Origin of the sequence: Myroides sp. (assembly GCF_032073645.1) — a bacterium.
Classification (GTDB): Bacteria; Bacteroidota; Bacteroidia; order Flavobacteriales; family Flavobacteriaceae; genus Flavobacterium; species Flavobacterium odoratimimum.
This window is the reverse complement of record NZ_DAMANB010000001.1, coordinates 44284-59832: the sequence shown is the minus strand read 5'-3', so window position 1 is coordinate 59832 and position 15549 is coordinate 44284. Positions and strand designations below refer to the sequence as shown.

The following is a 15549-nucleotide window of genomic DNA, read 5'->3' as shown; positions in this document are numbered from 1 at the left end:
ATGGTATTGTAATAATGATTCTTTGGAGGAATCTTTGTTTTTAAAGATGGTATATATAGTAGCAAAATGTGTCAGTTTTCAAGTTTTAGAGAAGGAAGTTATTGTCGAAAATAAGATAACTCTCAAAAGATGTGCTTTAAACTTTGAATCATACTCGATAATTAATGCTTTTAAAAAGGTAGATTTTACTTATGAAGAGTTTTGTAGTATCAATATCAGTACAATAGAAGAGAAGAAATCTTTTTGGAGTTTTTTACTTAACAATCAGATAATTGTTTTAAAGTACGAGTATAATGTAGAACCATTGATGCGTCTTTATAATCAAAATTATTTTGGACTTCAAGCACAAGAATATAAAGAAGTAAGAAATAAAATATGCTTGTTAGGAATTCCCTATGCTATGGGAAATATTAATTCATTGAGTATAGAAAAAGGACCTTCTTATTTAAGAACAATTTCATCTCGATTTAATTTGGCACATTTAAATATAAATCTGTTGGGACAATTATTAGGGTTGGATAAGGAGTTATTAGAATCTAATAAAGAAGCATTGATTGATAATACAATGGATATTGGAGATTTGTTTTATTATTTGACAGAGTCACCAAGTAATTATTTTCGCAAAATAGATAAGTTGATTAGTCATTTGGTAGAGAATAAAAACACCCCTTTTTCAATAGGTGGAGATCATTCGATAAGTTATCCGATTATCAAAGCAATTAGCGATAGTAATGATATAGGAGTAATTCATTTTGATGCACATTCAGATACTTACTTCAGTGAAATTGATGAATTCTATGGAGATATTACGGTAAATCATCATGGTAACTTTTTAACGAAGGTATTAGAACTTGATAGAATAAAACAGGTAATTACACTTGGTCCCAGAGGTTTGAAAGGTTGTCAACTAACAGGAAAATTAAATAAGAAACACGTACTTTTTACTTCTTTTCAGATTCAACAGAGCAATGATTGGTTAAGTGCTATTGATACTGATTTGTCTTATTATTTAACCTTTGATGTTGACGTATTTGATCCTAATTTATTAGCAGGTGTTTCTGATCCAATTAGCAATGGACTTTCCTTTAATAAGGTTATATACATGCTTGATATCTTATTTAAAAAACTAAACATAGCAGGTATAGATCTTGTTGAAGTTGATCCACAAAGAGATCAAACAGGTGTAACAGGAGATATAGTATTACAACTAATAGTACACCTACTAACTAGAACAGTAAATAACAAATACAAAAATTAAGATGGACAAAAATATATTAGAATTTAAGTTGCCTTATAGTTATTACGAGTGGGTTATAGGTGCACGTTCATACTTTATGGAGACTGATTTTAAAAGTAATCCCATATTAATGCAATACTTCTATCAGATTGATCAGAATTTAAATAAAATTTCTTTTACTGTAGAAAGTCATGAGAACTTTGCAAGAGAGGTTAAGTATTTTCAAAGTTGGGCAAGTTTTGATCAAAAATATGTAGAGCTATTAGATACAATGGATGTAGTATATGATCAAAATAGTAAAGAGCTGTTAGATAATAAGCAATCGACAATCTATTGTACATATCATGTCGGTTCTTATCGAATACTTAATATGCACTTAATTTCAAAACAAATACCTTTTGTCTTGATTACAGATAAGCAATATATTGAAAAACAAGGTGATGAAACCTACCTGGATATAGAAAAACTAAATAATCAAATAAATAAAGGAGTTTTCAATTTTGATTTTCAAATCATAAATGCAGAGAACAGAAATTCAATTTTGCAGATTAGAGACTATATAAAAAGAGGATATTCTTTAGTTTTTTATATCGATGGAAATTCAGGTGTACCACTTCGCGATAATAAGAATTTAGAAGAAGTTGTATTTTTAGATAGTATTATACTGGCAAGAAAAGGAATAGCCTATATTTCATCTCGTTTTGAATTGCCAATTATTCCAGTTGTTGCTCCAAGAGAGGACTGGGGAAAAATAAAGCTGATATTTAAAGCGCCAATTTTACAAGTAGATCAAGATTCTGAATCTTATATAAAACAAACAACTCAGAAGCTATTCTTGATCTTGGAGCATTATATCAAGAAGTATCCTTCGCAATGGGAAGGATGGCTATATTTAGAAAAGTTTTTACCTAAAGAAACAATAGAAAACAAAGATTTAATACCAAGAGGAAATTCTTTGTTATTTAATTTTCAGCGTTACCATATTTTAAAATTTAATACGGTGAATGTACTATTTGATAAATTAACCTTAGTAAGTATTGAAATGTCAAATGAGCTCTTCACATTATTAACCTATATTCAAAACAACCAAGTGAAAATCATGGATAGCTATTGTATTGATAATATTACGTATCAACAAAAAGCAATCGATGACCTATTAGAAAACCAAATCATACTAAAGTAAACCAATTATGAAATTTAAAATCTATATGAGAAGTCTTTTTTTACTTTTTTTCTCATCAATTACAGGATGTACAAAGGCTAATGTACCACAAGAGTGGCCTACAACGTTAAAAATGAAAGATATCGGTGTTGTACAAACCCATTTCGATTTTTCATTTAATAAACAAGAGAATACTTTTTTTGCTGAGAGCCCAAAAGGAAGTGATAAACTTATTTTAGGGGGAATGAAAGCAGGTGTGGCTCGTTTGTTTAATAAAAAGTTAGAGGGAGGGAGTTTAATAAAGATTCAAAAGGGAGAGATTAAGGGGGACTCTTTAAAAGGAGTTATGACCACAATGTTTGGTAATTTCTATTTTAGAGCTATTAAAACAAATGATAGGATAGAAGGGAAGTTACTCAATGGAAAAAAAGAAACAGTTGGTTTATTTAATTCAGATTTGAATCTAAAGATTAAAAAGAAAGATTATAAAGCAATTTGGAATGATATAGAAAAAATAACTCAAGATAAGATATATAATAGGTCTGTTTTAGATTCCAAGAAATGGCAGACTTTTAAAAAACATATGGACAATTCTTGTGAGAAGTTCAGAGATGATTTAGAATTTTTAATGGGGTTTTATTATTTCAGCAATGATTTAGGTTTTTCGCACTACAGTGCTTTTATTGCGTGGGAAGATTGGGATAAATATATAAAATCTCAAACTACAGATTTTTCACATAAGTTCTTAGATAGTGATACGTATTACCTAAAAATAAGCTCTTTTTCGGGCACTTCAGAAGATATGAATAAGGTTTTAGATCAAGTAGCTCAAAAGCAGTTTAAAAACCTTGTAATTGATTTAAGAGATAATTCCGGAGGAAGTATTGAGGCAGGAATGACTTTCGCAGAACGACTTGTGAAACAGGATATAGTAGGAGGGGTGTTTCTTACAAGAAAATACTACAATACAAAAAATAGTTTACCAACAAAGCAAGAACTGAATCAATATGATGTTTTTAGCAAAGCAAACTATGAGTTGCTCTTAAAGGGAATTTCAGAAAAAGAAGGTATTGTTTTAAAGGTTGAAGCTAAAAATACAATACCTTATCAAAAGCTTTATTTTTTGGTAAATCAAAAAACAGCAAGTACTTGTGAGCCTATTCTACAAGGCTTTAAAGAAAATAAAATGGCTATAATCATTGGCGAGAAATCAGCTGGTAAAATGCTAAACGCAGAGGAGTTTAAAATCAGAGATGGTTATACACTTTTTTTACCCACAGCAATGTATGTTACAAGTCAAGGAAAAGTACTTGATCAAATAGGTGTTGAACCTAATATTTTGGTGAAAGAAGAGCTTTCAGAAGATATCATACTAAAGTATATTAAAAATTAGGTAAAAACACGTATTGTTTTGGTATTTAGCTATTTGTAGGTTTGGATATCCCAAAATGCCAATACTATGAAAGCCAAATTCTCACTTATTGTACAATATTTCTTTGTATTACTTTTTGTTTATGCAGCTATAAGCAAACTCATCACTTTTGAAGCGTTTCAAGTTCAACTGACTCAGTCCCCACTATTAAGCGCTTACGCTACTACAATAGCTTATTTGGTTATTATTGTTGAACTTGTTATCGCTTTGTTCCTAACATTAAAACAGACTAAGACTTTAGGATTGTATCTTAGTTACGGATTAATGGTAGCTTTTACTATTTATATCTATTTGATATTAAACTACAGCGACTTTATTCCTTGCTCTTGTGGAGGCATACTTGAAAAGATGGGATGGACAGAGCATCTATGGTTTAATATCATCGTATGTATTTTGGGATTATTAGCCATCTACTTTCAAGAAAATGATAAAGAGAATAATAAAACAAACAAAAATCGTTTTATTATATCTTCTATATTACTAACTATACTAAGCATAGGTATCGTTATTCTACTGTTTCTCTCTTCAGAACACATCATAAAAAAAGAAAATCCATTTATCAGAAAATTTGCTTCCTATGCACTCAACTATGTAAATGAATACGATTTGGAATTAAATTCATATTATCTGATTGGACTACAAAATGATAGTATTTATCTTGGAAATAGTACAGCACCTCTTTTTTTAGGTAGTTTATCTACGAACTTAGATACATTAGTTTCTAGTTCACTACAATTAGAGGATAGTGAAAAAACTTATTATAAAACAAGGTTGCATATAATAGATTCTCTAGTTTACTTAACAGATGGAGTAGTTCCTTTCATTTATAAAGGTAGATTAAAATCGAAAAAACTAGAGAGACAATCTTCAAAGTATTACTTTTCTTTATCTCAGCCTATAGCCGAGAATAGTATAATTGTTAGAGCCAGAAGTAAATCAAAAGGGGCAGATGTCTTAGGGCTTATTGATCTTGAAAAATTGAGTATTGATCTAAACGATAGTTTACTTACTAAACAAATAGATGGAGTTTTTGATACCGATGGTACTTTATTATACAATCAGGAATTGAATAGAGTTATATACACTTATTTTTATAGAAATGAATATTTGGTTATTAAGCCAACATTAACCTTAGAATATGCTGGGAAAACAATAGATACCATTAGTAAAGCTCAAATAACAATTTCCTCTTTGCAACAAGAAAAACAGATGCTAACCCCTCCACTTACAACAAATATGGGAACAGCTACATTTGGTAACTATTTATTAATTAATTCAAATTTAAAAGGGAAGAATGAGGCTAAAATTAATTGGAGAAATACTTCTGTGATTGATGTTTATGATTTGAGGGATTCTAGCTACCAGTTTAGTTTTGTAATTCCAAATAGAAAAAATAACAAACTAGTTGAATTCATATTTAACGATCAGTATTTATTTGTTGTTTTTGACACCTATATTAGAAAGTATGAATTAAATCTTGATCGATTTAAATAATATTCCATGGCCAAGGACAGGGGGAAAGACTGAAAAACCTGTAAGAATAGAGTAGGTCATTAATCAAATTTATTTATTATGAAACCAACCATTAAAAATGTAGTAATGCCAGTAGCAGCATTTGCTATTGCAATTGTAGGTGCTTTTGCAAGTAATATTGATACAAAAGCTGATCCTAACGATAGAGATGGATATAGAGAAATAAATAATATTTGTACAAATACAAATATTACTTGTTCTCTAACTGAAAATGTACAAATGTGTAAGGACGGAACTCATGATCTATATTTATGGGAATCTGATACACAATGTGTGTTACCGTTATTCAAAAAAGTAGCTAATTAATAATAAAAGCGTTGGAGAAATCCAACGCTATTTTTTTAAGTTTTTCTCAAAAAAGGACATTATTCTATTTGATAGGTCTTTTTGATGTTCTGGTATAGTTAGAATATGCCCATCATTGGGATAAATTAGTAAAGTATGTTGTTTGTCTAAATTTCTCATAGCTAGGTGAAAAGCAATGCTTTGTTGTTTATTGACTGAATAATCATTTTCTCCAGTCCAGGATAATACGTTGGAATTTATGTTGTTGACAAAGAAAATAGGAGAGTTGTTGAGATAACCTAAGTAGTTATCTTGGGCACTAGTGGCCATTCTCATTTGATAGTTTAAGTACCTCCAAGTTTGATTAGTATAAGTATTGTTGTTATCTAAAGTAAGAGAAGCAAATATGATATCAAAGTTAGCTGCACCAGATACAATAGCATGGAATATATCTGTTTGTGTGGCTATAAAATTAACTTGATAGCCGCCAAAGGAATGACCAATTAGACCAAGGTTATTAAAGTCAATGTAGTCATTTACTTCTAATGCTTTTATAGCTGAGATTACACAGTCAACAGCTGATTTACCAACATTACCAATTTCATAGGCTATATCAGGAAAAAAGACAAAGTATCCATTAGAAGTATAATTAATGGAGTTAAACCCACTAGGATTATACAAAGTAGGTATGTGATAAGCTTGGTATTCAAAGTTTACCTGTTTTTCATAGACATGAGTTATCATAGGATACTTTTTATCTTTATTAAAAACAGTAGGGTACAGTAAGAGTCCTTTTAGGCTATCACCTTGAGAGTTGGTATAGTAAATAATTTCTTTTTTAGGATAAGTAAAGTCTTTTTGAAAATCATTGGTTTGTAGTAATCTATTATTATGCTTTTTATTTTTAAGATAGATTTCAGGTGCAAGGTTACTGTCTTGTATCCTATAGAGTACGCTATTAGGACTAATCTTTTTAACATCAACTAGCTTATGTGGTGTTTCAAGTATTTTCGTAAGCTGATTATTTTTATAGGTAAAGAGTGAGTGGTAAAAGTTTTTATTGATACCTGTAAAATAGAATCCTTGTTTTATATCAATTATAGGCTGATATGTCAAATAGAAGTTATTACTATATTTGAGATGATTAGCAAATTGTTTGATTGTCAAAGTATAATTTTGATGTTTTCTAGAAACAACTTTATGAATTTTACTTGTTTTAGGATTATATAACCAATAAAATTGATTTCCAGTTAACAAGAGTGTGTTATCTGTAGTCCATATAGCATAATCTAGTAATAAGCTATTATCAGGTTTGTATTGGTTTGCTGCAGTGAAGGAATCAAATTTGTTAATAGGGATTTTAGTTGTTGTCTGAGTACTTGTATTATAGATATTCCAATTGTCTTGCCAGTAGTAAGACAGGTACTGATTATTTGGAGATAAACTCAGATTTTTACTTAAGTTATTTATTGGAAAACGATTGACAAGTAAGTGTTTTGTTTGATTTTCTATATCCAGTATATATATATCGCTACTACCTAATCTACTGTATTTACTATCAAATTGATTTTGATAGTATTGTAAGGCAAAATTAGAGTTATTAAGAATTATTGTTTGTATGGAACTAGGTTGACTTAGAATATTAATATGTTCTTGTTTTAAATTGTAGCTTGATAGTATGGGAATGTTTTCAGGGTTCAATATCTTTTTTCTTGGGTATTCTAAGGTATCGTTAGCATGCCAGACTTGAACCTGGTTTGTTTGCACAGATTTGTTTGTTTTCTTTTGTATTGTAAATAGCAGAGAATTACTTTGTTCATTAAATTGAAGTGATTTGTAATTCAAATGGTCAACAATGAGGTATTGTCCAAATTCTTTGAAGGATTTTAAATCGATTGTACTATTAGTCAACTTTTGTAAATCTAAGATATGAATCCTATGAGACTTTAAAGTCCCATAAGATTCATTGTCTTCTTCTAAAAATGCTAGCATCGAATTTTGACTATTCATAGTTAGTCTTTTTCGTTTTAATCCACCTGCTTGACAAATAGTTTTAATCGCTAATTTATCCTTTATCATTTGTGCTATTTGTATACTATTATCAGATGTTATCCATATTAGTATATTTTTTTGTGCACTTACAAACAACTCTTCTAAGGATGCAGTTAGACTTACTTGATTACTACTTCTATTAAATAGAGAAATTGTTTTCTTTGCTTGATTGGTAGTAACTATGAACTGGTCATCAAAAATAAATTTAGCATCTTCTCCTTGCAAAATTTGCACTTTTCGATCCTCTAGATTTGTATAATAGGTTTGAGCGTTGTCATTTTGAATTAAAGCAAATTTTTGTTGGGCATCAAACGCTATTAGTTGACTGTTCCTAAAGGCTTGGATTTTATTATCATTTGTGTTTTTAATAAAAAGGGTATCTGTTATATTGGGGTAATTGATGTTCCAATAAAACCATTTTTCATTAGAGGAGATATCATAATTTAAAAGATTGCTCCAAAGCCTATAATCAGTTATTTGAATTTGTTTAGGCTCTTGTGAATAAGCAAGTATTGAAAATGTAAAAACCAGTATTAGAAGTGGATTAATAGCCTTCATTTTGAGGTAATAGATTAGGGTTAATACTTATTTCTTTTAAGGGGATAGGGAAAAGTTTATTATTAGTTTTCCAGTTATGTTTGTTTTTACTTAATATGGCATCTACTTGATTTGTTCTTATTAGGTCAAACCATCTGTGTCCTTGTTCAGAGAAGAACTCTAGTTGCTTTTCTTTAAAAATTGCTTCTTGAATATCAGTTTGATTAGTTAAAGTGATTTTTTGTGTATCAGACTTTAAATGAACGGTGTTCAAGTCTTGTAAAGCAAGATCTAGTGTGTGATTGCTTTTAGCATAAGCTTCAGCTCGAATTAAATAGAGTTCTTCAAGTCTTAAAACAATGGTATACTCTTTAGAGGTAGTAGTGTTTCCTTTAGCTTTATATTTGTAAGGAATTTTGAAATTGCCAATGTCTTTTGTCCAAAGTTTCAACCTTTGATCCCTGGAAGAAAAGCTGTTAATTAAATTTTCTGAAATTAAGTAGGTTACTGGTGGTGTTTCCAAGATAAATGACATCGCCTCTAGCGTATTATTTCCTGTATTACCTGATTGTAATTGCCAGATTGTTGAGCTACTTTCTTTTAAAAAGAGCTTGTCTATTGTTTCTAGTTGATACAAGGAGTTTGCATTAATGACCTTTGTAGCCCAAGAGATAGCTTCTGTCCAATTTTGCTGAAATAAGTAAACTCTAGCCAGTAGTGCTTGAGCACTAGACTTATTGATGCGTGTTTTTAATTGAGTAGGATAGGTTTCAAAGAGCAATTGCTCAGCTTGCAATAAATCTTGAGTTAATAGTCTGTATACTTGCTCTTGGTTAGTTCGTGAAACTTTATTATTAAGGGTATAATCTGTAGTTGTTATATAGGGAATATCTCCAAAAAGATTGGTCAAATTAAAATGTAAAAATGCTCTTAAGGTTAAGGCTTCTGCATATACTTGATTTTTATAGTTATCCTCAAGTTTTGAAGACTTTTCAATTCCTTCAATAAAGGAGTTTATAGAGTAAAGTATACTATAGTTTCTAGACCAAATAGAGTAGAAAATGTTTGTATTGGCAGTTATATTGTAGTTAAATAGATTCGAGTAATCATTTACCGAACTACTGTTATAAGTTAGATCATCCGCATATATTGAACAGATTTGAGTGGCACTTAATGAATTTCCTCCCATTAAACTATATTCTCTTATTTGTGAATAAATAAAATTTAAAGCACTTGTTGCAGTTTGTTGATCTTCAAATACAACGGGTCTTGTTAATTGATTTTTAGGTAAATCAATTTCAGTATAATCTTGGCAGTTAGATAGTAATGCAAGAATAATTATACTTATAGCTATATTGATTAAATGTTTCATAATTCTTAAAAATTTAGTTCAGCTCCAATTGTGAAGGTTCTTGTTGGAGGCAAAAAATTAAAGTTGGATGTTTCAGGATCAATTCCTTTAAAAGGAGAGATAGTTAATAGATTATATCCTTGAAAGTAGATTTTTCCCTGTATGTTATTATTTATAATTTTTGGAATCATATATGAAAGTTCAAGACTCTTGAGCTTAATAAAACTTGAGTTTTGAGCTAAATAGTCACTTTCAATAAAGTAATCATAATAGGCTTCAGTAAGTTTGGAGTCTCGACCAGAGGTGTATTTTTGAAAATCATTAGAAGGGGATTGATCAAAGTTGTTTTTCACCATTTTCGGTTGATTAATCATATCCCCAGCAACACCATTTGTTAGATTATATAAGATTGAGGTTTGCTTGCTAAAGGTGAATAAGAAACTTAAAGACCAGTTTTTGTAGCTTATATTATTGGTAATTCCACCATAGTATTTAGGATTTAAATCAATAAGTGATTCTCTATCATCTGTATAGGTTAGTTTTCCATCCTCATTAAAATCTTTGAACTTATATTGACCTGTAACTGGATCAACTCCTTGATAGTGATACATTTTTTGTATTTGAGTAGATTTACCAATCACATATTGGTTTGCATAAGGAGAAGATTCTAAGTTTGGAAATTTTAAGAGTTTGTTTTGTTCAAAAGAGACATTAAAAGAACTTGACCATTTCCAATCTTTTGTATCTATAATCTTACCAATAAGGTCTATTTCGAGTCCTGTGTTTTGAACCTTCGCATCTAGATTTGCTTGAATTGTATTAAAACCTGTTGTTGCAGCCAAAGGCAAACCAACTAACTGATTTGATGAAGTGTTTTTATACCAAGCGGTGTTTAGAACTATTTTATCATTAAAAAAGTTTAGATCTAATGCAACTTCAAACTTTCTATTGATCTCCCAGCCAAAGCTTGGATTGTATAATCTACTGGGTTGTATGGCTACACTACCATCGTAATAGGCTAAACTATTAGAGTTTACTGAGTAGGTATCTAGATATTGATAATCTCCAATTTGATCACTACCAGTTGTTCCATAACTAGCTCTTATTTTAGCAAAGTTTATAATATCTGAAGCCTTAATATTTTGATTGTTAATCAGAATCCAAGCAGCCCCAATTGCTCCAAAATTTGCAAAACGATTATTATCTCCAAAACGACTTGAACCATCTCTTCGGGCAGTTAAGTTAATGAAACCTTGATTTTTAAATTGATAATTTATTCTTGAAAAGAATGCTTGATATCTGTATTGATTTAATAAATGAGAGTTTACTCTTATACTATTAGCTGCCCCTATACTTTCAATTAGACTATTACTAATAAAATTGCTTGCAGTTAGATTTAGTATATCTGTGTTTTGCTGTTGAAAACTACCTCCTAATAGTACCTGTATATTGTGAATACCCCAACCTTTGTTCCAAGAAATTTGCGGCTCTGTAATTAGTGTATTTGTATTACCTTGGTTTAGATATAATGAAGAATTAGTACTTGTTCTACCATATTTAGGATTATATATGGTTGAGGGTAATGTATTGATTTCATAGTTATTGTAATTTATGTAACCAATATTAATTTTTGCAGTAATACTTGGAGATAATTGATAGCTTAGGTCACCACCAATTGTAAAGCTTTGAGTTTTATTTTTGTATATGCTATTGGTTCTTGCTAATGGATTTTCCCAAGTACCATCTTCCCAATTAAGAGTACCATCAACATTGTATAATTTAGGAGCATTAGGACTAAGTGAATATGCTTGTTTAGTTAAATCAATAGAGGGAAGTTTATTATCATTTTTTGAATAAGAAGTTGAAAATAATAATTTAAATCGTTCATCTTTTGATGTATGATTCATAGAGGAAAAAAAGCTTAGTTGCTTATAAAGAGTATTAGCTTTAAAAACAGACGATTCTTGTTTTGTTGTCGTACTGATTAAGAATCGGGTGTTTGCATTTCCACCAGTTACCTTTAGGTGTACCCGATTAAAATGAGCTGTTTCACCAAGTAGCTCCTTTCTCCAATTTGTATATCTATTTTTATCCCAAACGCCATTTACATCATATGCATCTACTGGATAGTCTAGTATATTATCATTAGTAAATGCTGTTTCTCGCATAGATAAATACTCTTGTGTATTCATCATTTTCATCCGATTAATTGTGTGTCCTACACCTGTAGAACTATTAAGTGTAAAATGTGTACCTCTTTCCTTGTTTTGTTTAGTTGTTATCAAGACTACTCCATTAGCTCCTCGAGAGCCATAAATAGAAGTAGCATCAGCATCTTTGAGTATTTCTATACTTTCAATATCTTCTAAGTTAATATTGTTTAGCGGTGAAATTCCCCCTTGAGGAATAGATCCTCCTGAGATTATTGAGCTACTCATATTATCTGAGGGTATAGGTATCCCATCTATTATGTATAATGGATTATTTGCAGAAGATCTAAGACTATTATTTCCTCTTATCTTTATTGAGTAGCCACTACCAGGTACACCAGATTTTTGAGAAACTTGTACTCCTGTTATTCTACCTTGTAAAGTTCCTATAAAGTCTTTAACAGGTGTTTTCTCAATATCTGTTTGCTTAATTTTAGCAATACTACCTGTACGCTCACGATCCTTAACGGTATAATATCCTGCATTAACCACTATCTCGTCAAGTGTATTATTATCTTCACTAAGGGTAATATTAAGTGAACTACCACCAGTGTACACAATAGACTGATCTTTATAACCCATCATTGAAAAGGTTATCTTATCACCAGAAGTAATATCAATGGTGTATTTACCATCTAAATCAGTTGTAACTATTGTAGTCCCAACGGTCACTATAACGCCCCCAAGAGCACCAAAGGAATCTTTTACAGTACCTGTTAGTTTTATAGTTGGTTTTTGTTTTGTATCTTGTAACAAGTCAGATACGCTAAAAAACAAATGTTTATCATTTGATACGGCATAGATTGGACAGCTTAACAAGCCAACTAATAATATTAGTGATATAGCTGTCCTACAATTAGAAAAGATTAAAATTTGAGTTTTCATAATGTTTATAATTGATTTTGATATAAATGCTTTTAAATCATTAAGATTCTTATTGCCGTAGTACTTAAACAAGCCCTATATCAAAAGGTTAGTTAATTGGTAATATTTAATTCATATATATTTTTATAAAAACTATCCCCAAGCTCTAAAGCACGTCTCCCAAAATGCAAACTAGAGCAAAGGGATAGTCATGGACTTTTAGCACGACTTAAAATCCCTTTAAGCCATACTGTTTTTGTTTGTTTAAATGCCTACTAAGGACTAAGCCTATAATTAACCACCTAGGCTAAAGCTTATAGCAAGCGGTTTTTCTCCATAATTAATAGTTTTAAAGGGTGATTAATAAATAGCACAGTAGGAGAGACTTGTTTCATAGCTTTTTTTCCTTACTAACTAATCTTTATTGCCTTTTAGCCGAATGGATGAACGAGCTATATTTATGTATGATAAAGGCAATAGTTATCCTGTACGCATCTAAAAACTGTTTTTAGACCTAGCGTAAAATGTGTTATAACTCTAACTAAATAGGTAATAGGGTAGCCATCCAACATTAAAGAGTTAATGCCAAATCAATCTACATCGATAAGATTTAGTTAAACTAAAGTTTAATCATAGGCTAAATGTGAGTTTAGTTACTACTTGTTTGTTGTTTAATAAAATGTAATAATTGAAAAAATCTCGAATAGAATCATTCGATAAGTCCATTAAGGATAGATAAGGTATTGCAAGCATTCATAAAATAAGAACACTAAACAAATCCACCTTTGTTTTAAACCTCTATATACCTAATTGGGAGACGGTATGAATAAGAGGTATGTAGTATGTTTAATATAAAGCGAAACTTAAGAATTTCAATAAAGTGAGAAGTAAATCCCAAACCTATATAAAATAAGTTGGCATGGGTACTCACATTATCCAACTTGAGGTACTGGCATACCTGTACAATGAATAAGTGAGCCCATGCCTAGGTCATGGGCTAAGATACTTATTTTCTCATTGTACTTAAATAGAAAAGTGCCAGTTTTCAAGTTGAGAAATAAATAAGCTTTAGCTTAATATTTTTAAATGTCATTAAGACGTACAGATTAGAATGAATGTAATCTGATATTATTACAAATATATGCAAATTTCTTATTCGATACAAATTTGTATCGAATAATATATTATACTTTAAAGATTTTTACTATATGAAAAAATATACTGAAACAGAAATTAAGATTATTAATATTCATATAGGGTTAAAATTAAGATTGGCTAGACTGCAAAAGAATCTTTCTCAACAAGACTTAGGTCTATTAGTAGCTAGTGAGAGTGTAACTATTGGTAGATTAGAAAGAGGAGAGCATTTTAGTAATTGGGCTCTTATTTTTAAACTTGCCAATACTTTAAATGTGATTTTTATTGATTTATTTCAGCTAAAAGATCGAGAAGTTTTGATCAACTTGAAAAATGAGTGTTTTACTTTAGAGACTAAGCTAAATGAGGATAAAAGAAGGTTTTATGCTAAATATGAAGATAGAATAAACGCTCTATATTACAATGATTAATATACCTATTGAACAGAGATAGCTTTTTCAGTTTTTATACCTTCATGTTTTTTCTCAATCCTCTTCTTCTCACTCCTGTAAACAAGAAATAGAAGAATACTAAGGAGGATTAAAGCATAGGCTAACTATTTACCTAAGCGTTCTATGAAGCGAATAAATATAGAAGCTTCAAAACTTTAGAAACCTTCTAAACCAGCTATATTTCGTCTATAAAATTTCCTTCTATTTATCCAATATATAAGCCCAAATCCAAGGAGTAAGGATAAAATCGAGTACTAATAAGAAAGTTGGCATTAGAATATTATTAAAATATCGATTGATATTGTATTTATCTACTAATGTAGTAAATTTATATTATTCTCATTTAGAGAATTATATATTCATTTAAAAAATATTTCAATATGCTAAAATCAATGGATTCTCTTTTTCACTTTACAAAAGATTTAGATGTATTGTTTTCTATTTTAACTACTGGATTTACAGGAAGCTTTTGTAAGGAAGTATTTAAATATGGTGATTCAGAACTAGAACAATATGTTCCAAAAATTTCGTTTTGTGATCTTACAGAAAATACGTTAAGTGAGTATAAAAATTATGGTAACTATGGAATTGGTATAAGTAAAGATTGGGGAAAAGAAAATAAACTAAACCCAGTTTTATATTTGGAAAACAATTCTTTGATATCAAAGTCTTTTATAGATGGGATTAATAGTAGTAGAGGTGCATATGGTTTTGTGAATTCAACTTGTTTAGCTCTTGGAGAGACTTGGAGAGCTCATCAAAATAATGATCAACATCTATTATCTTCTTTAAATATTAATACTGATGTTGCTTGGGAGTATCTTAATGTACTACAGGCAACAAAAAATGTTTTGGATTACAATAACTATAGTATGTTATTTATAAAACCTTATGATGGTTATTTATTAAGACAAGGAGTAGAACAGCATTATTGTTTTTATGATGAGCGTGAATGGTGCTATGTGCCTGAAATGAACGAATTTTTAACTAAATACAATAAAAATCAAGAGCAATTTTTGGAGTGGAGAGGTAATGGAGCAAAGCCTCTTTTAGATGATTTAAAATTGAATTTTAAGTTTATTGATGTAACACATTTATTAGTTAAAGATGAATCTGATGTAACAGAGCTTGCAAATAAAATAAATCAGTTAGATAATTCAATAATAAGTATTGAAGATAAAGAACGATTGAAATCTTTAATTAAGATTTTTTAAAATAGAATTTATTTACTTATTGGCAGAGCTTGGCAGATTTATCTTGCCAAGCTTTGTTCTTTTGTAATCTTAGCTAATAAATT

The 15549-nt window shown here is 29.8% G+C and carries 10 protein-coding genes; 7 read left to right on the top strand and 3 right to left on the bottom strand.

The features are described 5' to 3' along the window. Window positions 1-46: 46 nt before the first annotated feature. From RT228_RS00250 to RT228_RS00230, 5 genes are all read left to right on the top strand, one after another. Window positions 47-1258: an arginase family protein gene (locus RT228_RS00250; RefSeq protein WP_313138338.1), complete on the top strand. Its 1212-nt coding sequence runs from the start codon at window positions 47-49 to the stop codon at window positions 1256-1258. 1 nt (window position 1259) lies between these two features. After that, entirely contained in the window at window positions 1260-2420 is a 1161-nt protein-coding gene (locus RT228_RS00245; RefSeq protein ID WP_006266586.1) for a hypothetical protein, read from the top strand. Window positions 2421-2427: 7 nt separating this feature from the next. Beyond that, the gene (locus RT228_RS00240) at window positions 2428-3792 is read left to right on the top strand and encodes a S41 family peptidase (protein WP_006266587.1); all 1365 of its coding nucleotides are present in this window, start codon (window positions 2428-2430) and stop codon (window positions 3790-3792) included. A 66-nt stretch (window positions 3793-3858) separates the two neighbouring features. Further along, the gene (locus RT228_RS00235) at window positions 3859-5325 is read left to right on the top strand and encodes a DoxX family protein (RefSeq protein WP_006266588.1); all 1467 of its coding nucleotides are present in this window, start codon (window positions 3859-3861) and stop codon (window positions 5323-5325) included. 78 nt (window positions 5326-5403) lie between these two features. Beyond that, a complete protein-coding gene (locus RT228_RS00230) occupies window positions 5404-5670 on the top strand; it encodes a DUF6520 family protein (protein ID WP_036497217.1) in 267 nt (88 codons plus the stop codon). A 27-nt stretch (window positions 5671-5697) separates the two neighbouring features. Here the strand turns inward: RT228_RS00230 and RT228_RS00225 are convergent, their stop codons facing one another. Genes RT228_RS00225 through RT228_RS00215 form a run of 3 tightly spaced genes read right to left on the bottom strand, consistent with a single transcriptional unit; the run spans window position 5698 to window position 12684 of the window. Next, a complete protein-coding gene (locus RT228_RS00225; RefSeq protein WP_006266590.1) occupies window positions 5698-8259 on the bottom strand; it encodes an alpha/beta hydrolase family protein in 2562 nt (853 codons plus the stop codon). Continuing rightward, the gene (locus RT228_RS00220) at window positions 8246-9610 is read right to left on the bottom strand and encodes a RagB/SusD family nutrient uptake outer membrane protein (protein WP_006266591.1); all 1365 of its coding nucleotides are present in this window, start codon (window positions 9608-9610) and stop codon (window positions 8246-8248) included. The genes RT228_RS00225 and RT228_RS00220 overlap by 14 nt, the downstream gene beginning before the upstream one ends. Before the next feature lie 5 nt (window positions 9611-9615). Further along, entirely contained in the window at window positions 9616-12684 is a 3069-nt protein-coding gene (locus RT228_RS00215) for a SusC/RagA family TonB-linked outer membrane protein (protein ID WP_313138337.1), read from the bottom strand. Between the two features lie 1187 nt (window positions 12685-13871). Between RT228_RS00215 and RT228_RS00210 the strand changes: the two genes are divergently transcribed. Continuing rightward, window positions 13872-14231: a helix-turn-helix transcriptional regulator gene (locus RT228_RS00210; RefSeq protein WP_313138336.1), complete on the top strand. Its 360-nt coding sequence runs from the start codon at window positions 13872-13874 to the stop codon at window positions 14229-14231. Window positions 14232-14632: 401 nt separating this feature from the next. Next, window positions 14633-15466 carry an abortive infection system antitoxin AbiGi family protein gene (locus tag RT228_RS00205; protein WP_313138335.1) on the top strand — a complete coding sequence of 278 codons (834 nt, stop codon included), beginning with the start codon at window positions 14633-14635 and terminating at the stop codon, window positions 15464-15466. The last annotated feature ends 83 nt before the right edge of the window (window positions 15467-15549 follow it).

Coding starts and splice junctions, on each gene's coding strand:
- RT228_RS00225 (WP_006266590.1), bottom strand. CDS start 8,259: ATGAAGGCTATTAATCCACTTCTAATACTGGTTTTTACATTTTCAATA.
- RT228_RS00235 (WP_006266588.1), top strand. CDS start 3,859: ATGAAAGCCAAATTCTCACTTATTGTACAATATTTCTTTGTATTACTT.
- RT228_RS00215 (WP_313138337.1), bottom strand. CDS start 12,684: ATGAAAACTCAAATTTTAATCTTTTCTAATTGTAGGACAGCTATATCA.
- RT228_RS00250 (WP_313138338.1), top strand. CDS start 47: ATGGTATATATAGTAGCAAAATGTGTCAGTTTTCAAGTTTTAGAGAAG.
- RT228_RS00205 (WP_313138335.1), top strand. CDS start 14,633: ATGCTAAAATCAATGGATTCTCTTTTTCACTTTACAAAAGATTTAGAT.
- RT228_RS00245 (WP_006266586.1), top strand. CDS start 1,260: ATGGACAAAAATATATTAGAATTTAAGTTGCCTTATAGTTATTACGAG.
- RT228_RS00240 (WP_006266587.1), top strand. CDS start 2,428: ATGAAATTTAAAATCTATATGAGAAGTCTTTTTTTACTTTTTTTCTCA.
- RT228_RS00210 (WP_313138336.1), top strand. CDS start 13,872: ATGAAAAAATATACTGAAACAGAAATTAAGATTATTAATATTCATATA.
- RT228_RS00230 (WP_036497217.1), top strand. CDS start 5,404: ATGAAACCAACCATTAAAAATGTAGTAATGCCAGTAGCAGCATTTGCT.
- RT228_RS00220 (WP_006266591.1), bottom strand. CDS start 9,610: ATGAAACATTTAATCAATATAGCTATAAGTATAATTATTCTTGCATTA.